This window comes from Streptomyces sp. NPDC048277, assembly GCF_040652235.1.
GTDB lineage: Bacteria > Actinomycetota > Actinomycetes > Streptomycetales > Streptomycetaceae > Streptomyces.
This window is the reverse complement of sequence record NZ_JBEZLQ010000002.1, coordinates 409653-428492: the sequence shown is the minus strand read 5'-3', so window position 1 is coordinate 428492 and position 18840 is coordinate 409653. Positions and strand designations below refer to the sequence as shown.

General features: G+C 71.6%; 21 protein-coding genes. 8 read left to right on the top strand and 13 right to left on the bottom strand.

All coding sequences use genetic code 11. The features are described from left to right. Nucleotides 1-27 precede the first annotated feature (27 nt). The 4 genes from AB0D85_RS06610 to AB0D85_RS06595 all read right to left on the bottom strand — a co-directional run bounded on the left by AB0D85_RS06610 (nt 28) and on the right by AB0D85_RS06595 (nt 4817). Nucleotides 28-684: a DUF899 domain-containing protein gene (locus AB0D85_RS06610; RefSeq protein WP_362314535.1), complete on the bottom strand. Its 657-nt coding sequence runs from the start codon at nt 682-684 to the stop codon at nt 28-30. Between the two features lie 142 nt (nt 685-826). Beyond that, complete coding sequence (locus tag AB0D85_RS06605; RefSeq protein ID WP_362315216.1) at nt 827-2605, bottom strand: FUSC family protein; 1779 nt, start codon at nt 2603-2605, stop codon at nt 827-829. 649 nt (nt 2606-3254) lie between these two features. Further along, nucleotides 3255-3986: a hypothetical protein gene (locus AB0D85_RS06600; RefSeq protein WP_362314532.1), complete on the bottom strand. Its 732-nt coding sequence runs from the start codon at nt 3984-3986 to the stop codon at nt 3255-3257. Between the two features lie 63 nt (nt 3987-4049). Beyond that, the gene (locus tag AB0D85_RS06595; RefSeq protein ID WP_362314529.1) at nt 4050-4817 is read right to left on the bottom strand and encodes a nucleotidyltransferase domain-containing protein; all 768 of its coding nucleotides are present in this window, start codon (nt 4815-4817) and stop codon (nt 4050-4052) included. Nucleotides 4818-4903: 86 nt separating this feature from the next. Here AB0D85_RS06595 and AB0D85_RS06590 point away from each other — a divergent pair, with 86 nt between their 5' ends. From AB0D85_RS06590 to AB0D85_RS06575, 4 genes are all read left to right on the top strand, one after another. Beyond that, the gene (locus tag AB0D85_RS06590; RefSeq protein WP_362314527.1) at nt 4904-5563 is read left to right on the top strand and encodes a hypothetical protein; all 660 of its coding nucleotides are present in this window, start codon (nt 4904-4906) and stop codon (nt 5561-5563) included. A gap of 65 nt (nt 5564-5628) precedes the next feature. Next, entirely contained in the window at nt 5629-6636 is a 1008-nt protein-coding gene (locus tag AB0D85_RS06585; RefSeq protein WP_362314524.1) for a GNAT family N-acetyltransferase, read from the top strand. Further along, nucleotides 6633-7049, top strand: coding sequence for a RidA family protein (locus AB0D85_RS06580; protein WP_362314521.1), 417 nt, complete (start codon nt 6633-6635; stop codon nt 7047-7049). Before AB0D85_RS06585 ends, AB0D85_RS06580 begins: the two co-directional genes overlap by 4 nt. Continuing rightward, nucleotides 7046-7498, top strand: coding sequence for a GNAT family N-acetyltransferase (locus AB0D85_RS06575; RefSeq protein ID WP_362314518.1), 453 nt, complete (start codon nt 7046-7048; stop codon nt 7496-7498). Before AB0D85_RS06580 ends, AB0D85_RS06575 begins: the two co-directional genes overlap by 4 nt. Before the next feature lie 10 nt (nt 7499-7508). Here the strand turns inward: AB0D85_RS06575 and AB0D85_RS06570 are convergent, their stop codons facing one another. The 3 genes from AB0D85_RS06570 to AB0D85_RS06560 form a co-directional block, all read right to left on the bottom strand. Beyond that, the gene (locus tag AB0D85_RS06570; RefSeq protein WP_362314515.1) at nt 7509-8159 is read right to left on the bottom strand and encodes an acetate uptake transporter; all 651 of its coding nucleotides are present in this window, start codon (nt 8157-8159) and stop codon (nt 7509-7511) included. 140 nt (nt 8160-8299) lie between these two features. Next, entirely contained in the window at nt 8300-9022 is a 723-nt protein-coding gene (locus AB0D85_RS06565; RefSeq protein ID WP_362314513.1) for an aspartate/glutamate racemase family protein, read from the bottom strand. Between the two features lie 5 nt (nt 9023-9027). Beyond that, entirely contained in the window at nt 9028-10485 is a 1458-nt protein-coding gene (locus tag AB0D85_RS06560) for an NCS1 family nucleobase:cation symporter-1 (protein ID WP_362314510.1), read from the bottom strand. 192 nt (nt 10486-10677) lie between these two features. On the opposite strand from AB0D85_RS06560, the gene AB0D85_RS06555 reads away from it, so the two are divergent. Further along, nucleotides 10678-11346 (top strand): GntR family transcriptional regulator, encoded by a 669-nt coding sequence (locus AB0D85_RS06555; protein ID WP_362314508.1) that lies wholly within the window; start codon nt 10678-10680, stop codon nt 11344-11346. Nucleotides 11347-11490: 144 nt separating this feature from the next. Continuing rightward, complete coding sequence (locus AB0D85_RS06550) at nt 11491-12963, top strand: LamG-like jellyroll fold domain-containing protein (protein ID WP_362314505.1); 1473 nt, start codon at nt 11491-11493, stop codon at nt 12961-12963. A 15-nt stretch (nt 12964-12978) separates the two neighbouring features. Here the strand turns inward: AB0D85_RS06550 and AB0D85_RS06545 are convergent, their stop codons facing one another. Next, entirely contained in the window at nt 12979-13671 is a 693-nt protein-coding gene (locus tag AB0D85_RS06545) for a uracil-DNA glycosylase (RefSeq protein WP_362314502.1), read from the bottom strand. Between the two features lie 225 nt (nt 13672-13896). Between AB0D85_RS06545 and AB0D85_RS06540 the strand changes: the two genes are divergently transcribed. Beyond that, nucleotides 13897-14469 carry an RNA-binding S4 domain-containing protein gene (locus AB0D85_RS06540; RefSeq protein WP_362314499.1) on the top strand — a complete coding sequence of 191 codons (573 nt, stop codon included), beginning with the start codon at nt 13897-13899 and terminating at the stop codon, nt 14467-14469. Between the two features lie 21 nt (nt 14470-14490). Here the strand turns inward: AB0D85_RS06540 and AB0D85_RS06535 are convergent, their stop codons facing one another. Together AB0D85_RS06535 and AB0D85_RS06530 are read right to left on the bottom strand one after the other, a co-directional pair. Next, nucleotides 14491-15177, bottom strand: a complete 687-nt coding sequence (locus tag AB0D85_RS06535) for a class I SAM-dependent methyltransferase (RefSeq protein WP_362314497.1) — start codon at nt 15175-15177, stop codon at nt 14491-14493. 106 nt (nt 15178-15283) lie between these two features. Next, nucleotides 15284-16198 carry an acyltransferase domain-containing protein gene (locus AB0D85_RS06530; protein WP_362314494.1) on the bottom strand — a complete coding sequence of 305 codons (915 nt, stop codon included), beginning with the start codon at nt 16196-16198 and terminating at the stop codon, nt 15284-15286. A gap of 66 nt (nt 16199-16264) precedes the next feature. Between AB0D85_RS06530 and AB0D85_RS06525 the strand changes: the two genes are divergently transcribed. After that, a complete protein-coding gene (locus tag AB0D85_RS06525; RefSeq protein WP_362314492.1) occupies nt 16265-16564 on the top strand; it encodes a DUF6343 family protein in 300 nt (99 codons plus the stop codon). Nucleotides 16565-16576: 12 nt separating this feature from the next. Here the strand turns inward: AB0D85_RS06525 and AB0D85_RS06520 are convergent, their stop codons facing one another. The 3 genes from AB0D85_RS06520 to AB0D85_RS06510 all read right to left on the bottom strand — a co-directional run bounded on the left by AB0D85_RS06520 (nt 16577) and on the right by AB0D85_RS06510 (nt 18686). After that, complete coding sequence (locus tag AB0D85_RS06520) at nt 16577-16963, bottom strand: tetratricopeptide repeat protein (protein WP_362314489.1); 387 nt, start codon at nt 16961-16963, stop codon at nt 16577-16579. A gap of 72 nt (nt 16964-17035) precedes the next feature. Further along, entirely contained in the window at nt 17036-17647 is a 612-nt protein-coding gene (gene coaE, locus AB0D85_RS06515; protein ID WP_362314487.1) for a dephospho-CoA kinase, read from the bottom strand. A 100-nt stretch (nt 17648-17747) separates the two neighbouring features. After that, a complete protein-coding gene (locus AB0D85_RS06510; RefSeq protein WP_362314485.1) occupies nt 17748-18686 on the bottom strand; it encodes a PAC2 family protein in 939 nt (312 codons plus the stop codon). Nucleotides 18687-18840: the final 154 nt, after the last annotated feature.

The following is an 18840-nucleotide window of genomic DNA, read 5'->3' as shown; positions in this document are numbered from 1 at the left end:
TTTCAGCCAGGTCCGTGACGGTCCGCTTCAGTCCTCGTACTCGTCGTGATAGCGCACCCGGTCGCTGCCCTCGGGCACCCGCCCCAGCGCGGTCAGGTCGAGCAGGGACATGGTCGAACCGAGTCCGTCGAGTCCGCGGTCATGGGCCGAGTAGGTGTGGAACACCCGGTCGTGCTCCCGCAGGAAGCAGCTGATCCCGGGTCGTTCGACCGGTTCGTCGTCCACTACCAGGGTCGCCCCGAAGTCACGGTTGAAATCGCGGGTGAAGTCGCTGTGGTACGACGAGTACCAGGGCAGCGTCCAGCCCATCCGCGCCTTGAACGGCAGGATTCTGGTGAACGGCGCCCGGGAGACCACCGCGAACGAGGTGCCGCGCGCCCGCAGATGGGCGAGATGGCCGATCTGGTCCAGGAAGGCCGCGCAGTTGGGGCAGCCGGCCTCCCACTCGGGGGCGAACATGAAGTGGTGGACGATCAGTTGGGCGCGCCCGTCGAAGAGGTCGAGCAGGGTCGCCTTGCCGTCGCCGCCCTCGAAGACGTACTCGGCGTCCACCTCGACCATGGGCAGCCGGCGCCGCTCGGCGTTGAGTGCCTCCCGCGCGCGTGTGAGCGCCTCCTCCTTGAGCAGTAACTCCTCACGCGCGGCACGCCACCGCTCACGCGAGACGATCTCCGGAAGCGACATGGGCCCTCCTGTCCGACGGTCGGTTCCGGGTGGTGACCGCCGGGGGCGACAGAACTCATCGGTGCGGCCGGAGATTTGTTTCGCTACGTCCGTCGTGTGGTGAGCCCGCTTCGGACGCTCAGGCCTTCGAGCCTTCGAGCCTTCAGGCCGCGACCGGCATCCGCGGCACCGCGAGGCCGAGTCGTTGCCCGCCGCGCTCCAGTTCTCCCGCCAGTTCGTCGAGTTGCCGGGTGTGCCGGGCGGTGAGCCGCCCGGTGTCGTCGAGGTGCACGGCGCACGCGGTGGTGGTGTCCACGAGCCGTTCGAGTACGGCGGCCACCGCGTCCGTGCCCTCGGTGTGCCGGGCGAGGGCGGGGAGTTCGGCGGCGGCGAGGGCGATGGCGGTGCGGGCCTCGGCGAGGGTGCGGTAGGCCTCGCGGCGCAGCGCCCAGCGTTCGGCGCGGTCGTCGGACTCGCTCAGCACGTGGTCGAGGTAGGCGTGTGCGGCCCGTCCGGCCGCCGCGAGCCGGGCCCGTACCCCGCCGCCCCGCCTGCCCGCCATCGGCAGATGGCCGACGATCAGCACGAGCGCGCAGGCCAGCAGCGTCTCGCCGATCCGGCTGACGGAGGCCTGCGGTTCGCCGCCGACCATGACCAGGGCGAGCACGAGGACGGTGACGACGGCGGTCTGGGCGGCGAAGTGCCGGGTGGCCACCGGGACGAGCGCGCCGCAGACGGCCACCAGGGCGATGAGCCCTTCGGGCCGGGGCAGTACGACGGCGAAGCCCGCGAAGACGAGGGCGCCGAGCACCGTCCCCGCGGCCCGGCACAGCACCCGGGAGGCGAGCGGTCCCAGGTCGGGCTTGACGAGGAAGACGGCGGTGGCGGGCAGCCAGTACCAGTGCTGGTGCTCGCCGTACCAGCGGGCGTGGTGCAGGGCCTGGGCGATGGCGGCGCTGGCGCCGAAGCAGAGGGCGACCCGCAGCCCGTACTCCCGCCCGCCGCTGCCGAGCGCGGCCCGCACGATGTCGAGGGCGCTGCGGCGCCGGGCGGGCGGGCGCTGCTCGGCGCCCTCGGCCCGGTCGAAGGCCTCGGCGGCGCGGAGCAGGGCGTCGTCCAGCGCGCGCAGAGCGGGAACCGACCGGGACGGCGCGGGCAGCGGCCCGGTACTGCCGTTGTCCCGGACGGTGAGGGAGAGCCGCCGGGGCCCTTCGGCCGCCCGTGCGGATACCGGCTCTCCGGCCCATGCGAGAGCGGTCGCCGCCTCGGCGAGGGGCAGCGCGGCGGCGTACTGCGCGTGCAGCCGGCGCTCGGCGGCGGAACTGGCGTACCGCCGCAGCCGAGGCCCGGTGAGGGCGTCCTGGGCGTGGTCGAGGGCGGCGGTGAGGGCAGCCCTCCTGGTGCCGGCCGCCTCGCTCCCCACGGCGTCGAGGAGGTCGGCGACGGCGGCGTACACGGCGGCGACGGCGTCCCGCTCCCCGTCGAAGCGGTAGTCGCCGGCGATCGCGCCGGGGGTGGGCAGGGCGAGCCGCAGCAGGATGAGCCACCCGGCCCCGGCGAGGAAGGCGAGGGCCCGCTGCCAGCCCGCCTCGGCGACCGGCATTCCGGCGCCGATGGCGGAGGCGACCAGTAGCTGCGTCCCGGCCCCGGAGGCGACGGGCCCGACGGCACTCGTCCCACCGGCGACCAGTCCGAGCCCGGTGAGCAGGAGGGTCAGCGGTACGGCGGCGAGGTGCGCGCCACCGTACGTCCCGACGAGCAGCCCGAGGGCACCGGCGACCGCGGGGACCCCGAGCCGCCGGACGGCGGCCCGCCGACTTCCCGGACGGTCGTTGATCCCGGCGAGCATGGCGGCGATGGCGGCGACGACGCCGAGGGAGGTGCGGTGCAGCATGACCGCGGCGAGCAGCAACGGCCCGGCGGCCAGCGCTCCTCGCGTCACCGCGTTCCAGGGCACGGGCCCGCGCTGGGCGCGCAGGGCGTGGGCGAGCCAGGGCGGCAGGGCGATACGAGGGGGCACGGGGCTCCTGTCCGGGCGAGGGCGGGGGTGTGCCTTCGGACGACGGCGGCCGGGCTGTTGGCTTGGGTGGTACCCACCGTAGATCGCGATCCCGTGCGGGAAGGTTCGTTTGTATTTCCCGGGCGTGACAAATGGCCCGTCGAGCCGTGTTCTTTATGAACGCAATTTCATGCGCGCCCGGTTCACGGTGATACGCGAACGTCGAAACGGGACCGTGGAAACGCGAGCGGGCCCGAGGGCGTAGCCTGCCCCCGGGCCCCGGAATGCCACCCATCGTCACACGCCGGCACACTTGAGAACCCGGGTCAGTCGTGAGGTCGCCGCGTCCTTCCTTTGGACCACCACGCATCGAGCTGCGCGGGCAGGACTTGAACCTGCATTTCGACGTGCTGGGGCCCGGGCCCGGTCGATCCGGCGATCGGCGGCGAATGCTGAGTCTGGAGCGAGAGTCTGAGATTCAACGCGGTCCGCCCCGTGTTCTGTGGGGTACGACCGCTCGTCACGACAAGCCTCAGCTTCAGCTTGCGCTCCTCGCGCACCCCGGCCACCAGGGACCGGGGAGTTCTGTGGGCTACCCGAAGAGGTAGCCGAACACGGCGTCCCCGACCCGCTGGTCGTCGACGTCGACGCCGTTCGCCTCCTCCCGGGCGAACTTGACGGCCTGCTGCAGCTTCTCGACGCGGTCGAGAAGTTCGTTGACCCTGCGGGCGGGCAGGGCGCCCGAGAACTTCACGGTGGTCCAATACCCCACCGGCACGTCCTCGTAGTACACCTCGACCTGCGCCGGATGCTTCTCGGTGGCCTCGGCCTTCACATGGTTCCGGGGCACCTTCTTGGTCCGCAGGGTCCTTACCGGCTCGGTCTTCCAGGCGTCGGTGGACGGGTCCTGCACCCACGACTCGGAGGCGTCGAGCACGGGCAGCTTCCGTACGAACGTGTTGAGATCGACGAGCTGCTTCTCCAGGAACAGCAGATAGGCCACGGGCACACCGGCGACCAGCACCCGCCCGTCCACCTTCACATCGGCCCTGGCCCCGCAGTTGGCCCAGTCCTTGGTGGCGGTCACGTCGAAGAGCCGCGTCAGCGTGGCCGAGGTCTCCCGCAGCACGTCCTCGGCCTGCACCTGAACCCGCGTGGACTCGGGCGGCAGTTGCTCGCCCTCCTCGTCCTTCGGCTGATAAGTCCGCGAGATACCGGCCAGCAACGCGGGCTTCTGCAGCCCGTGATGAGCCGACGTCAGGTCCTGATGCGCCTTGGACTTGATGCCCTTCTCGACCGCGATGATCTGATTGAGTTTCGCCACGTGAAGGACGGTAGCAGTGGCAACCGGCCGATTCCCAGGCATTTTTCGAGCGGGGAAACAGGGTCATGCGGCACCGAAAAGTCGCTCGGCGGCGTCGACGGCTCTGACCAGTACCCCGGATTCCGGGCGCAATTCGGCGAGGATGTCATCGACGCCCCGCAACCCGGCGCGTTCCAGCAGCCGTTTCTCGTTCGTCACCCATTCCCCGCGGGCCGCGAGGACGGCGTGCCCGGTCTGGAGAGCAGCCGTGGCCACGGCGCCGGCGACCTCGGTGAGCCGGCCGTTCGGGGCGTGGTCGGCCCTGACGTAGGCGAGGGTGGCGCGGGCGACGCCGTGCCAGCGTGCGGGGGCGGTCGCGCGCAGCTTCTCCGGGTAGGCCGCCGGGCGGGGCAGGGTGCCCCTGAGCACGCGATTGACGGCCAGCTCGGCGACGACCAGGTAGCTGGGAATCCCGGCGAGATGGAACAGCAACGGCTCCACCCGGAACCGTCCCTCCGCCGCTTCGGCCAGCTCCCGCTCGACCACGTCGAGGTCCCGGTAGTGCACGTCGACGCGCCGTCCGTCGATCGTCAGCCAGGCCCCGCCGTTGAAGACCCCGCCGCCCCACCCGCCGACCTCGGAGACCTCGCCCTGCCAGCCGACGGCCCGCAGATCGGCGGGGTCGAAGGAGCCCCGGTAGTAGACGGCGAGATCCCAGTCGCTGTCGGGGCGGTGGGTGCCCTGGGCACGGGAGCCGCCGAGGGCGACGGCCCGCACCGCGGGGAGTGCGGCGAGGCGGTCGGCGGTGGCTGCGAGGAAGGTCCGGTCGTCGTCGGCGTTCGTGGCGGACATGGTTCGCAGCATGCCTCCCGGCCCATTGTCAGTGCCACGCGTTATCAATGAAGTCGTCACTGACTGTGATTTCGGGGGAGGTAGTTGTGACGACTTGTGACGGGGACGACTCCGCGGGCGGTATGTACGTCTCCGCGGGCGGGCTGCGGGCTCGGGGATGGACGCGGGGCATGGTGCGGCGGCTGCTCGGCGAGCCCGACCTGCTCCGGGTCCATCCGCGCTTTCGTGAGACAGGCCCGCCGATCCGGCTCTATCGCGTCGAGCGGGTGGCGGCCGCCGAACAGAGTGAGGAGTTCAGGACCGTGGCGGCGGCCGCGGCGCGGCGGTCCCTGGCGGCGCGGGCGGCCGCGCAGCGCAGGCGGCGGGACGTGCTGACGCGGATCGCGGCGGAGCCGATCGACGTGCCGAGGCTGGCTCCGCACAGACTGACGGACCTCGCCGTCGGGCACCGCAACCGGCGGGACGCGGAGCGGGCGTACGAACGCTGGGACCACGTGCCGGAACCGGCCACGGCCGAGAGCGCCGATCCCGGTGCCCTCGACCGCTGGGAGGTCGACTACCTGCGTCATCGGCTGATCCGCTACGACGAACTCCTGACGGGGTGGTACGGCAGCACCGGCCGCGGCGCCGCCGAGGAACTGCTGCGGCGACGGGTCTACGAGGCCATCGCCGAGGCGTACCCGCACCTTGAACGCGAGTGCGAACGGCGACTGTGCGAACAGGAGGGTGGTCCTCCGCCGGAATGACCTGCCCGGGTGACGTACCGGCAACGACACCCGGCCGTCCCGACGCGCTCCTACGCTCCGGGCACATGAAAGATGATCAAGCGCTGCGCGTGCACGAACGGCTGGCGGCCGCTCCGCTGCTGCGCCCCGTCGGCTTCGGGGAGGGCCGCCGGTTCGGGCTGTGGGACCTCGCCTCGCTGACCGAGGGCGCCTTCGGCACCTGCGTCGATCCGGGCTCGCTCACGGTGTCGAGGGAGAAGCGCCTACGGCTCGGGCTGGGCGCCGAGGGACGCGAGCACCGGCATGACGACGACTTCGGGCGGAGGTACTGGCTGCTGCCGCCGGGCGGCGGCCCGGAGCCCGTCGGTACCGTCGCCGTCGACACCTGGCCGCTGGGCGCGGGCGCACTGCGCGTCTCCTCGCTCTACGTCCATCCGGTCGTCCGGCGGCGCGGTGTGGCGGCCGCCGCGCTGGACACGGTGTACGAGGCGTGCCGCGCCGAGGGGCTGTGCGGGTTCCGCCTGGACGCGTACTGGACCTGGCGGGAATCAGTCCGTTACTACCTCGCCCGCGGCCTCTGGGTCACCTCGTGGAAGCACGCCCTCGGCTTCGCCCGGCTGTCGTATCTGCCTCGCTACGAAGTCAGGGAGGTGGAAGGGGAGTTGGTCTTCCTTGTCCGGGGTGAGGAGGAGGGGTCGGAGCCGATGGCGCTGCTGTCGGCCGGTGTCGACGGGAAGCGGCTGCGGCTGCGGGAGACCGAGGCGTACCGGCGGTTGTCGGAGCGGCGGGATGCGATGCGGCTGTACGCGTTGTCGACGCTGGCGCTCCATCTCGCCGTGCGCGGGCGGCCGTTGGTGCGAGGAGAGGAGGAGTGGGCGAGGGCGGAACGGTCGTGCGACATCGGGGAGCCGGAAGGCCTGGCGTACAAGATCGGAGTGTTCGAGCGGGTGGCGCGCGAGGACGGCTGGCGGGTCGAGAGCCCGTACGGCGACGGGGGTGGGGTGGCGGAGTACGCCGGAAATTCGGATGCGGTCACGGTTCCGCGTCCGGATGATCGGGGCGCCCGCAGTCGTCTGTCCGAGGAGCCGCCGTGATCCGCCGTGTGACCGCCCCCGCCCTCTTCCCGCCGCCGACGTACTCGCACGCCTCCGTCGTCGAGGCCGGTACGAGACTCGCCTTCCTCGCCGGGTCCGTCCCGCTGGACGCGGACGGACAGCTGGTCGGTGCGGGAGACGCCGTACGGCAGGCCGAGCAGGTGCTCACGAACCTTGCGGAGCAGCTGCGTGCGGTCGGCTCCGACCTGGCGCACGTCGTGGCCACGGATGTGTACGTGGTGAGCAGCGACCCTGCGGTGCTGTCGGCCGTGTGGGAGGTCGTGGAGGCCTCCGGGCTCAGTGCCGGGCCCCACTCGTCCACACTGATCGGGGTCGCCTGCCTCGGCTACACCGGGCAGTTGGTGGAGATCACGGCCACGGCCGTCGTACCCGACGAGGAGGCGCGGGCATGAACACCGAGGTCGTGCTGCGCCGGGCCGGTGGTCCGGACGCGGGCGCCGTCGCCGACGTCTGGTTGCGGTCGTACTCCACCGCCCTGCCCACCGTCGTCCGGGCGCGCTCCGACGACGAGGTGCGCGCGTACTTCCGGGACGTCGTGGTGCCGGAGCGGGAGACCTGGGTCGCGGCGGCGGGCGGTCGGATCGTGGGGATGATGGTGCTCGCGGATGGTCTGTTGTCCCAGCTGTATCTGGACCCCGCATGGCGGGGGCGGGGTGTCGGTGACAGGTTCGTCGCCCTCGCGAAGGAGCTGAGACCCGGCGGACTCACGCTCTGGACGTTCCAGGTCAACAAGCCCGCTCACCGGTTCTACGAGCGGCACGGCTTCGTCGCCGTCGAGTACACGGACGGGAGCGGGAACGAGGAGCGGGAGCCGGACGTGCGGTACGTGTGGCGGCCCTGAGCGCTGCTGATCACGCGTGGACTCCGGCGACCGGACCGCCGTGGTGGCCGCGGTGCGTCCGCAGGTGGTCGCCGATGTTCGGGAAGACCGGCACGACGGCGCGGTGGTAGGTGGAGTTGGTGACGCCCGCGAACGACGCGTACCAGGCGCACACGGCCGTGACCAGGCCGAGCCAGCCGCCGGCCTTGACCGTGCCGGGCGACTGCGCGAACTCTCCGACGCACAGAACGATGAACGTGGCCGACAGGGTGACGAGCACGGCCAGGATGGCTCCCGTGGTGCGGGTCGCGGCGACGGTCATGTAGACCGTGAAGATCGCGAACACCAGCAGGAACAGACCGGTCGCCTGGTGTGCGGTGGCGGGCGGCAGGCTGCCCGCGACGAACTTCGCATAGGCGGCGTACGCCAGCCAGAAGGCACCGTAGGACCCGAAGGCCGTGGCTCCGAAGGTGTTGCCCTTGCGGAACTCCCACATGGCCGCGAGAAGCTGGGCCAGTCCGCCGTAGAAGAGGGCGACCGGCAGGACGACGGCGGCCAGGCTCTTGTCGGTGATCAGGTCGGCGTTGAAGACGCTGAGGACGAAGGTGGTCGCGGCGAAGGCGGCGAGGCCGAGTGGGCCGGGGTCCGCGATGGTTCCGGTTTCGGTGGTCGGGGTGCTCATGTACGCCTCCTCGTGTGATGTGAATCACAAGGATGTAGGACCATTCCAGGCGCCACCGAGGACACGGCGGCGCCGTGCGTCCCACGAGGTCCGTGTGCCCGAAGCCGCCGCCCCCCATGCCTCGTCCGCACGCCCCGTCCCTACGCCCCGCGCGGCCCCCACACCCGCCTCTTGGCCAACGGTTTGGCGTAACTCCCCGCCCGGCTGGTCGTGAGCCCCAGTGCCACCAGGGACTCCGCCAGCTTCACCGCCGCGCCGACTCCGTCGACCACCGGAACCCCCAGCTTCTCCGCCACCACCCGCTGCAGCCCCGTCATCCCGGCGCAGCCCAGGACGAGGACCTCGGCCCCGGCGTCCCGGACCCGTTCGGCCGCCGCGAGGAACGCGGCCTCGGTGCGCTCGGGGTCACCGGCGAGGGCGAGGACGCCCAGTCCGGTGCCGGTGACCGCGACGCAGTTGCGCGCCACCCCGGCGGTCTCCAGGCTGTCCTCGATCTGCCCGCGCGAGCGCTCCAGCGTGGTGACGACGCCGTAGCGGCGACCCAGCAGACAGGCGAGATGGGCGGCGGCCTCGGTGATGTCCACGACCGGCACGTCCACCAGTTCCCGGACGCCCTCCCGCCCGTGCTCGCCGAAACCGGCCATGACCACGGCGTCGTACGGCGGCCCCGCGTAGGTCCGCAGTGCGTCGATGACCGCCGCCGCCGACAGATAGCTGTCCAGCCAGCCCTCCGCCGACTCGGGTCCCCAGTTCGGGGTCAGCCCGGTCACGGTGGTGCCCGGGCCTGCGGCGGCCCGGGCACCTCGTACGATCTCCGCGGTCATCTCCTGCGTGGTGTTGCAGTTGGTGACGACGATCCGCACGTCCTTCAGACCTCCTCGGTCACGGGGGTTCGGTCACGGCGGCACAGCGCCAGGTACAGGCCCGCCGCCAGCGCGGTGCCGATGAACCAGGAGTAGGGCGCCACATCGCTGAACGTCTTCACCAGCGCGAGCACGGCCGCGACCGCCGCCGACGGCAGGAACGCCCACAGCGCCCTGGGGTTGACGCCCTTGCGGTAGTGGTACGGCGAGCCGGGCGCCGCGTTGAAGAGCGCCTGCACATCCACCTTGCCGCGCTTGATCGCGTAGTAGTCGACCATGATCACGCCGAACAGCGGCCCCAGGAAGGCGCCGAGCCCGCCGAGGAAGTAGTTGACGACGGTGGGGTTGGAGAAGAGGTTCCAGGGGGTGACGACCAGGGCGGCGACCGTGCTGATCATGCCGCCGACCTTGAAACTGATCTTCTGCGGCCAGACATTGGCCAGGTCGTAGGCCGGCGAGACGAAGTTGGCGACGATGTTGACGCCCATGGTGGCGACCGCGAAGGTCAGCGCGGCCACGACCAGGACCCAGGTGTTGCCGACCTTGGCGACCAGTTCGGCCGGGTCGGTGATGGCCTCGCCGAAGACCTCCAGGGAGCCCGCCGTGACGATCACCGAGACGACCACGAACGCCGTCGAGTTGATGGGCAGACCCCAGAAGTTGCCGCGGCGCACGGTGCGGTAGTCCGGCGCGAAGCGGGAGAAGTCGCAGAAGTTGAGCATCAGCGTGCCGTAGGTGGCGAGGATCAGGCCGATCGCGCCGAACCACTGCCGCCACTGCTCGCCGGTCGAGACCGGGTGCGGGGTGGAGGTCAGCGAGATGGTCCAGTGGGCCTTGGCGAGGATCCAGATCGCCAGCGCGATCATCACCAGCCAGATCGCCGGGCCGCAGAAGTCCTGGAACTTGCGGATCGTCTCCATGCCCCGGCTGATGATCGCCGCCTGGACCAGCCAGAGCGAGACGAAGGAGATCCAGCCCAGCGCGTCCAGGCCCAGGAAGGAGCTCTCCGTGAGGGACTTCAGTCCGGGCCAGGCCGCCAGCAGCATCACGTTGACGGCGACGGACGCCAGATAGGTCTGGATGCCGTACCACATGATGGCGATCACGGCTCTGATCAGCGCCGGGATGTTGGCACCCCAGACGCCGAAGCTGATCCGGCTGACCACCGGGAACGGCACGCCGTGGCGCTGGCCGATCCCGCCCATCCAGTTCATGCCGACGTAGATGAGCACGAAGCCGACCAGGAGGGAGGTGAAGACCTGCCAGACGTTCATGCCGAGGACCAGGAGGCCGGCGGCGAAGGTGTAGTTGCCGAGGTTGTGGACGTCCGACATCCACATGGCGAAGAGGTCGAAGACCTTCCAGTTCCGCTTCTCGGCGGGCGCGAGGTCTTCGTTGGTGAGCCGGGGATCGGGGACGAACGCGGGTGCGCCGGTGGCTTCGGCGCGGTCGGCCAGGGACACGGGACCTCCAGGGACTACGGGGCGGGGAGGAAGGAGGACGGCTGCCGGATGCTGCTGTCGGCCGCCGGATACCGGGTACTGCGCGCGTTTGGTATACCAAACTGCGTCATGGTGCTCCCGTCAAGCGTTCTGACCGATGTCCGTCCCGTTACGGCTCCGTAAAAGCCCCCTCGGGTCGGCGAAAATGACCTCATGGGCTCCCCCACGACGAAGATCGAACCACTGGGCGCGGTGCGCGAACGCGTCCTGGCGACCCTGCGACAGGACATCATCGAGGGGCGCCTCGGTCCGGGCGACCGGCTGGTCGAGCGCGAGCTCGCCGAGCGGTTCGGGGTGTCCCGGGTACCGGTCCGGGAGGCGATCCGGGCCCTGGTCGCGGAGGGCTTCGTCCTCTTCGAGTCGGCCCGCCGCACCGTCGTGCGCCGGCTGACCCCGACCGACGTCAAGGAACTTTTCGAACTGCGCGAGGCACTGGAGGTGTACGCGGCCGGGCTGGCGGCGGCGCGGACGACGCCCGAGGCCCTGGCCGAGCTGCGGGAACTGCTCGACCGGGCGGCCACGGCGACCGAGGCGGACGACGCCGAGACCATCACCGACATCAACACCCGTTTCCACGACCGGATCCTGGCCCTGGCCGGCAACAGCCTGCTCATCTCGGTGATGGAACCGGTCGACGGCCGCCTCCGCTGGCTCACCCGGCGGAACGAGGAGTGGCCGCAGCTCCTCACCGAACACCGCGAGCTGTACGACGCGATCGCCTCCGGCGACCCGGACCGCGCCCGCGCCCTCGCGCTCGGCCATGTCCAGGCCAACTACCGGTCGACGGTGCGGCACCTCTTCGGCGAGGAGACCGGCCGCTAGCGGCCGGATCCGGCCGTCCGCGGAAGGATCCAGGGGAACACCCGTTCCCACAGGGATCTCCTAGAGTTCTCCTCGCCAGTGAAGATCGAAACGGATCCGGACAGATCGAACGGATCGAGCGGATCGAACGGGGAGGGCATGACCATGGTGAGCAGACGGGGGCTGTTGAGCGGAGCCGCGCTCGTGGGGATGGGCGCGGTGGCAGGCGTGGCCGTCGGCACGGGAACCGCCGCGGCCGACACCCCGCTGGACACGCCGTTCACCCCGGTCACCGCGCCGCATCTGGCCGAGGGCGAGCAGATGGTGCAGTACCAGCGCATGCTCGCGGCCGGCCATCTGCCGACCGGGCTGGCCGGGCACTGGCCGCTGGACGGCTCCGCCGCCGACCGCTCCGGCCTGCAGCATCCCGTCGCCCTGGGCTCCGGAGCGAGCTGGACCAGCCTGCGGGCGGGCGGTGAACTGAGCTTCGACGGCACCTCGGGGGCCTACGCCGCCACCGCCTCCGTCCTGGACACCACGGCCCCGTTCACCGTCGCGGCCTGGGTCCGGCTGGCCGACGACGCCGTGCTCACGAACATGTACACAGCGGTCAGCCAGGACGGCGGCAGCGACAGCCGCTTCCTGCTCCAGTACGACAACACGGCCGGGACCTGGGCCTTCAAGGTGCGCAGCGAGGACCAGAGCACCAAGATCTCCGCGCTCGGCGCCACACCCGTCACCAAGACCGGCGTCTGGACCCATCTGACAGGCGTCTGGGACGGCACGCGCATCCAGCTCCATGTGAACGGCGTGCTGGAAGGCAGCGCCGACACCACCCTCGCCTGGGCCGCGACCCAGGGCTTCAGCATCGGCCGCGCCCGCTGGGACGGCGGTTACGTGAACCGTTTCAACGGCGCGATCGACGACGTCCGCGCCTACGACCGTGCCCTGATCCCGGAGGAGATCGCGCTGATCAGCGGTGTCACGGCACGTGCCGACAACGTCTATCTGATGAACGCCACAGCGACCGTGACCTGGGGCCGCCCTGACGACCTCGCGAGCTGGGTGGCCCGGGCCCGCTGCTCGTCGTTCGTCACGGCGCTGCTCAGGCACACCTACGGCTGGGCGACCGACGCCTACTTCCTCCAGTACTTCCAGGAGAAGAGCCCGGAGGCCGCCGACTACTGCAGCGCGTTCCTGAACGACACCGCCGGCCCGCGCTTCCGCCGCATCCACAAGGTGACCGACCTGCGGCCGGGCGACCTGATCGCCGTCGACTACAACGGGCAGGACGCCGACAACACCGGGCACATCGTGATGGTCCGCGAGGTCAAGGGGGTCTTCAGCGGCGTCGCGGACTTCACCGGCGAGACCCAGTACGCCGTCGAGATCGTCGACTGCACCTCCGACCCGCACGGGGTCTACGGCCTGACCAACTATCCGCAGTACCCGGACACCCGCATGGTCAGCAACGTGACCGGCGAGAGCTTCCAGGGCGTCGGCATCGGCCACATGATGTTCTACGCCTCCGACGCCACCGGCGAGTTCTCCCGTTACCGCTGGAGCGTCAACTCGTCCGCGTCCACCGGCACCCACACGGTCGGCGACCGCCCGGTGGCGGCGGCCCGGATCGTCTGAGCCCCCTTACCCCCCTCAGGTCAGCCCGGCCGCCTCCGCCGCCGTCCGCAGCACCTCGCGGAGCATCTCGGGGGTGAGGCGGCCGGTGAAGGTGTTGCGCTGGCTGACATGGAAGCAGCCGAAGAGGTCCAGGCCGCCGAGGTCGACCCGGGCGCCGTGGGCGAAGGGCGGGCGGGGCCGGGGCACGGTCCAGCCCGCCTCCGCGAAGGCCGGCAGCGCGGCCTGCCAGCCGAAGGCGCCGAGCACGACGGCGGCACGCAGCGTCGGCCGCAGCAGCGCCAGCTCCTCGACCAGCCAGGGGCGGCAGGTGTCGCGCTCCTCGGGGGTCGGCTTGTTGGCGGGCGGGGCGCAGTGCACGGGCGAGGTGATCCGCACGCCGTACAGCTCCAGGCCGTCGTCGGCGCTCACCGACGTCGGCTGCGAGGCGAGCCCGACGTCGTACAGCGCCTGGTACAGCACGTCACCGGAGCGGTCGCCGGTGAACATCCGGCCGGTGCGGTTGCCGCCGTGCGCGGCCGGGGCGAGGCCGATGACCAGCAGCCGGGCGTCGGGGGGCCCGAAGCCGGGTACCGGGCGGCCCCAGTACGTCCAGTCGGCGAACGCGGCGCGCTTGGTACGCGCCACGTCCTCGCGCCAGGCGACCAGGCGGGGGCAGGCGCGGCAGTCGCCGACCTGCTGGTCCAGCTGAGCGAGGGAGGTGCCGTCCATGCTTCAACAGTAGGGCCCGGTGACCTGGGGGAAAGAAGGGTCTGCCGGATCGGCTCGGGCAGGGGCGGTGGGAGTTCGCGGGAGCACCGTGTCAGTTTGTGCGAGGTGGCGACCGCGGGTTGACCGTGGCTGGTCGCGCAGTTCCCCGCGCCCCTTTACGGCGCGGATGTGGGTGCCCGGAAAATCGGCTCCAGTTCTGTCGGCTCGGGGGGCTAAGGTCAGGGCATGGCTGCTGAGGATGCGGACGACACCAGGGACCGCGAGGACAGCGGGGCCGAAGCCATCGCCTCCCCTGCCGGCCAGGCCCTCGACCCCGCCGCCCTCGCCGCTGCCGTTGCCGCCGCCGAGGCCGCGGGGCCCGCGCCCGGGGAGACCGTGCGGATCGACAGCTGGATCTGGGCCGTGCGCCTGATCAAGACCCGGTCCATGGGAGCCACCGCCTGCCGGGGCGGGCATGTGCAGGTGAACGGCGAGCGGGTCAAGCCCGCCCACTCCTTGCGCGTCGGTGACGAGGTACGGCTGCGCCACGAGGGGCGGGAACGCGTCGTCATCGTGAAGCGGCTGATCCGCAAGCGGGTCGGCGCTCCCGTGGCCGCCCAGTGCCTCGTCGACAACTCCCCGCCGCCCCCGCCCCGCGAGGCCGTCGCCCCCATCGGCATCCGTGACCGCGGCGCCGGCCGCCCCACCAAGCGCGACCGCCGCGAGCTGGAACGGCTGCGCGGCCTCGGCGCGATGGGTGGGATGGGCGGGTCGGGGGGAACGGGTCGGCCGGGCGGTGAGCGCCCCGACGGACGCTGATCCGCCGAGGCCCGCTCCGGGCTACGCCGTCGCCGTCGGCACCGCCCGCACCCATGTCCCGTCCTCGGTCAGGTACTTGTCCACCTCCAGTCCCGCCTCCGCGAGTGCCTCCTCGAACTGTTCCCGGGTGAGCGGCCGGGCCAGGAACGTCTGGGTCCAGGCCGCGTCCGGGAACTCGTACTCCGCATGCACCGAGTTCACCCCGTCCCCGACCGGCTCGGCCGACACGATCCGGACGGTGTAGCCGCTGGGGTCGACCCGCTCCCTGGGCACCTTCGAGTGGTAGTCCGCGCCCTCCCGCTGGATGAGCACACAGCCACCGTCCGCCACATGCGCCGCACAGGTGCGCAGCATGCCCCGGCGCACCTCCACGTCCCCGGTGTGCACCAGGAACGACGCGAGCATCACCACGTCGAACTTCTCGCCCAGGTCGAGGCCTTCGATGGCGCCGCATATCGTGCGTGCCCCGCGCACGCGCCCCAGCATCTCCGGTGACTCGTCCACCGCCGTGACCGTGAAGCCGCGCTCCAGGAGCGGATGCGTCACCCGCCCGACGCCGCTGCCCAGCTCCAGGATGTGGGCGCCGGCCGGCACCGCCGCCTCGATGATGTCCGGCTCCTCCCCCACGGAAAGTCGCGCGTAGAGCTCCACCGCGCAGCCGTCCGGGGTGATCGCACCGGGCCCTGTTCCCTCGTACCCCTCACGCATTTCAACCGTCATACCCGAACAACGGCCCGCCGCCGCACGGCCGTTCCCGCACCTCGCCGGTTCACCCGTTCGAGTAGTTCGAGGTCTGTCGGGAACTTTCCACGGGTCAGTGCTCCCACGGGAACCACCCGTGCCCGACGTACCAGTGGCCGCCCGCCCTCAGATGGTCGCCGACCATCCGCTCCACCGAGGTGCGCCGGGGAAGGTCCCGTACCGGAAGGTCCGGGTCGCCGAAGACGAAGCCGACCGGGGTGGTGTCGGCCGACTCCGGATCCTCCCAGCCGGGCCGGAACCTCTCCTGGAAGCGGACGATGTTGGAGTCCGCCGGGAGGTGTTGCCGCAGCTGCGGATCGAGCAGCCACGAGTGGCAGGCCGCGACGGCGTGGGTCTCCTCGGGGAAGTGCCGGGCGAAGAACTTCCGGGCGCGGTCCAGGGAGCGGTCGCAGGCGGCCGGGGAGAGCGGTCCGTGGAAGTCGGGGATGTGCAGGTCCAGGCAGGGCTCGCCCGCGGTCACGGCGGTTCCGGCCGCCGTGACCGCCCGTGCCGTGCGATCGCCGAGCCCGGTCCGCTCGTACTGCAGTCGTCCCAGCTGGTAGAGGCGGCCGCAGAAGTGGCGGGTGAGCCAGTGCGCGTGGCGCGGTGCCAGGCCTCCTCGGCCGTACCGTCTGCGGTGCAGCGCCATGCCGCGGCCGAGGTCGGCGAGCGTGTGCCGGGAGACGTCGTCGGGGATCTCGCGCGCCCGGTGCAGCGCGCGGACGTGGGGCAGCGCGGTGACGAAGACGTACACGAGGAAGTACTCGCCCAGCGCGGCCGGGGCCTCGGCGGCCCGGGCACCGAGCCCGTCGGGGTCGTCGACCTCCCGTACGCCCCCGGTCGCGTCCTCGGCGCACTCCTCCAGCAGCCGTCGTACCCCGGGATCGGCGGTCACGGTCCGCCGCAGCGCGACCACCTCGTTGATGTCCTCGTGCGGCACGGCGAGGTCGAGGAGCAGGTCGGGCAGGTCGTCGGCGTCCGGCAGCACAGCGGGGTCCCCCTTGGTGAACGTCCTGGTCGAAGAGTACGTTGCTAGGAGGAGCGGTGATCCGGGATGCGTACGGGAAGTGAACCGGCGACCGCGCGCAGTGCACTGCGGGCGCGGTTGTGGCTGAGCGTGTGGGGACTGGCCTGGGCGATCTTCGGCACGGCGGTGTTCGCGCTCCTCGGCCGTCCCGGCTGGGCGGCCGCCTGCGGGGTGCTGTGGCTGGTGGCCACCATCGACATGGCCGTGATCCTCAGGCACATCAGACAGGGTCCGCACTATCAGCCGGGCCGCGATGTGCCGCCGTACCGGCCCGCTGACACCCGCCCGCCGACGTTCCGGCGCCCGCCGCAGCAAGGTCACCCGTGAGGGACCGCCCGCTCACGCACCGCCTTCGAAACGGGCCGCCTTCAGGTACTCCGGGTTGGGGTCCAGCGCGGCCGCCAGCCGGAAGTGGCGTATCGCGAGGTCGGCGCGGCCCTGGCGTTGGTAGGTGCGGGCGAGCGCGAAGTGGGCGAACGCGTTGTCCGGCTCGCGCTCCAGGACGATGGTGAACTCCAGCTCGGCGGGACGCAGTTGCGCGGCCGCGAAGAAGGCACGCGCGCGCAGCAGCCGGGCGGCGGTGTTCTCGGGGTGCGCGGCGATCACTCTGTCGAGCAGCTTCACCGCACCCCGCGGGTCCCGTGCGTTGAGCAGTTGCTCGGCGGCACGGAAGTCGATGACATGCGTCTCCGGAGTACGTCCGGTCGAACCGCTGGTCTCGGGCACGGCAAAGTCCTTCCCTCACTGAAGCGGTTCAACGCCCGGACGGGTGCCCGCTATTTCGAAGACGCGTGCCCGCTAGTTCGAACCGGACGTCCGCGCCCGGCGTACGAGATCGCCCCAGACCTCCTCGACGCGCTGTTCGAGCGCGGCCAGGGGCACGTCGTTGTCGATCACGATGTCGGCGATCTCCAGGCGTTTCTCGCGTGTCGCCTGCGCGGCCATGCGCGCGCGTGCGTCCTCCTCCGTCATCCCCCGCAGCCGTGTCAGCCGGTCGAGCTGGGTCTCGGGGGCGGTGTCCACGACGACCACGACGTCGTAGAGCGGGGCGAGGCCGTTCTCCGCGAGGAGCGGGACGTCGTGGACCACCACGGCGTCGGGGGCGGCCGCGCTCTCCAGTGCACGGGAGCGGGCGCCGACCAGGGGGTGCACGATCGAGTTCAGTACGGCGAGCTTCTCGGGGTCGGCGAAGACGATCGAGCCCAGTTTCGGCCGGTCCAGGCTGCCGTCGGCGGTGAGCACGTCCGGGCCGAAGGCCTCGACGACGGCCGCCAGACCGGGAGTTCCGGGCGCGACGACCTCACGCGCGATGCGGTCCGCGTCGATCAGCACCGCGCCGCGCCCGACGAGTTGCCGCGACACCTCGCTCTTGCCGGCGCCGATCCCGCCGGTGAGGCCAACTTTCAGCATGCCCCGAAGCTTAGGGCCTGCCACCGGCACCGGCCCGGACGGGGCTCGGCCGTCACCGGGGCTACGCCCGGCCTGCGCCCGCCCGTCGCCCGGACGGTGCTCAGTTGTCGCCTTCGCGCTCCGCCAGGAACCGCTCGAACTCCAGGCCGATCTCGTCCGCCGACGGGATCTCCACCGGCTCGGCGAGCATGTTGCCCCGGGTCTCGGCGCCCGCGGCCGCGTCGTACTGGTGCTCCAGGCCCTGGACGAGGGCGGTGAGCTCCTCGTCGCCCTCCTGGATCTGGCGGTCGATCTCCGTCTGCGTGCGGTGCGCGTCCGTGCGCAGGGCGTGCGCGATGCCCGGCAGGACCAGCCCGGTGGCGCCCGTGATGGCCTCCAGGACGGTCAGGGCGGCGTCCGGGTAGGGCGAGCGTGCGATGTAGTGCGGGACGTGCGCGGCGACGCCCAGGACGTCGTGGCCGGCCTCCATGAGGCGGTACTCCATCAGCGACTCGGCGCTGCCGGGCACCTGGGCCTCGTCGAAGGGGCTGCGGTGGCCCGGGACGAGGTCGGTGCGGTTGCCGTGCGGGGTGAGGCCGACGGGGCGGGTGTGCGGGACGCCCATGGGGATGCCGTGGAAGTTCACGGAGATGCGGACGCCGAGCCGCTCCACGATCTGCCGTACGGCGGCGGCGAAGCGCTCCCACTCGACGTCCGGTTCGGGCCCGGACAGCAGCAGGAACGGCGCGCCCGTGGCGTCCTGGACCAGCCGCACCTCGATGGTGGGCTCCTCGTACTCGGTCCAGCGGTCCCGCTTGAAGGTCAGCAGCGGGCGGCGGGCCCGGTAGTCCACGAGCCGGTCGTGGTCGAAGCGGGCGACGACCTGGTGGGGCAGCGAGTCCAGGAGCCGGTCGACGATCTGGTCGCCGGTCTCACCCGCGTCGATGTATCCGTCGAAGTGGTAGAGCATGACAAGACCGGCCGACTCCTGGGCGAGCGCCATGTCGACCACGGCGAGGCCCTTCGGCTCCCATGCGTACAAACCCTGCGGATCAAGCACTGTGACCGCTCCTCCTCGTGTTCGTACGGGACAACGTGCCGCAGGCCGCAGGCATTCCCGTCGGCGATGCGGACGGCCGACATCTCACCGCCTTCTCACGGCCGGAAGGCGAACACGCGCGCGCGTCCCCGCGGGGCCGAACACACGCACGCGC

Excerpts from the sequence above, each read along its gene's own strand:
- AB0D85_RS06535 (WP_362314497.1), bottom strand. The coding sequence starts at position 15,177 with ATGCGTGAGGGGTACGAGGGAACAGGGCCCGGTGCGATCACCCCGGAC.
- AB0D85_RS06585 (WP_362314524.1), top strand. The coding sequence starts at position 5,629 with ATGAAAGATGATCAAGCGCTGCGCGTGCACGAACGGCTGGCGGCCGCT.
- coaE (WP_362314487.1), bottom strand. The coding sequence starts at position 17,647 with ATGCTGAAAGTTGGCCTCACCGGCGGGATCGGCGCCGGCAAGAGCGAG.
- AB0D85_RS06595 (WP_362314529.1), bottom strand. The coding sequence starts at position 4,817 with ATGTCCGCCACGAACGCCGACGACGACCGGACCTTCCTCGCAGCCACC.
- AB0D85_RS06550 (WP_362314505.1), top strand. The coding sequence starts at position 11,491 with ATGGTGAGCAGACGGGGGCTGTTGAGCGGAGCCGCGCTCGTGGGGATG.
- AB0D85_RS06555 (WP_362314508.1), top strand. The coding sequence starts at position 10,678 with ATGGGCTCCCCCACGACGAAGATCGAACCACTGGGCGCGGTGCGCGAA.
- AB0D85_RS06525 (WP_362314492.1), top strand. The coding sequence starts at position 16,265 with ATGCGTACGGGAAGTGAACCGGCGACCGCGCGCAGTGCACTGCGGGCG.
- AB0D85_RS06575 (WP_362314518.1), top strand. The coding sequence starts at position 7,046 with ATGAACACCGAGGTCGTGCTGCGCCGGGCCGGTGGTCCGGACGCGGGC.
- AB0D85_RS06540 (WP_362314499.1), top strand. The coding sequence starts at position 13,897 with ATGGCTGCTGAGGATGCGGACGACACCAGGGACCGCGAGGACAGCGGG.
- AB0D85_RS06610 (WP_362314535.1), bottom strand. The coding sequence starts at position 684 with ATGTCGCTTCCGGAGATCGTCTCGCGTGAGCGGTGGCGTGCCGCGCGT.
- AB0D85_RS06545 (WP_362314502.1), bottom strand. The coding sequence starts at position 13,671 with ATGGACGGCACCTCCCTCGCTCAGCTGGACCAGCAGGTCGGCGACTGC.
- AB0D85_RS06570 (WP_362314515.1), bottom strand. The coding sequence starts at position 8,159 with ATGAGCACCCCGACCACCGAAACCGGAACCATCGCGGACCCCGGCCCA.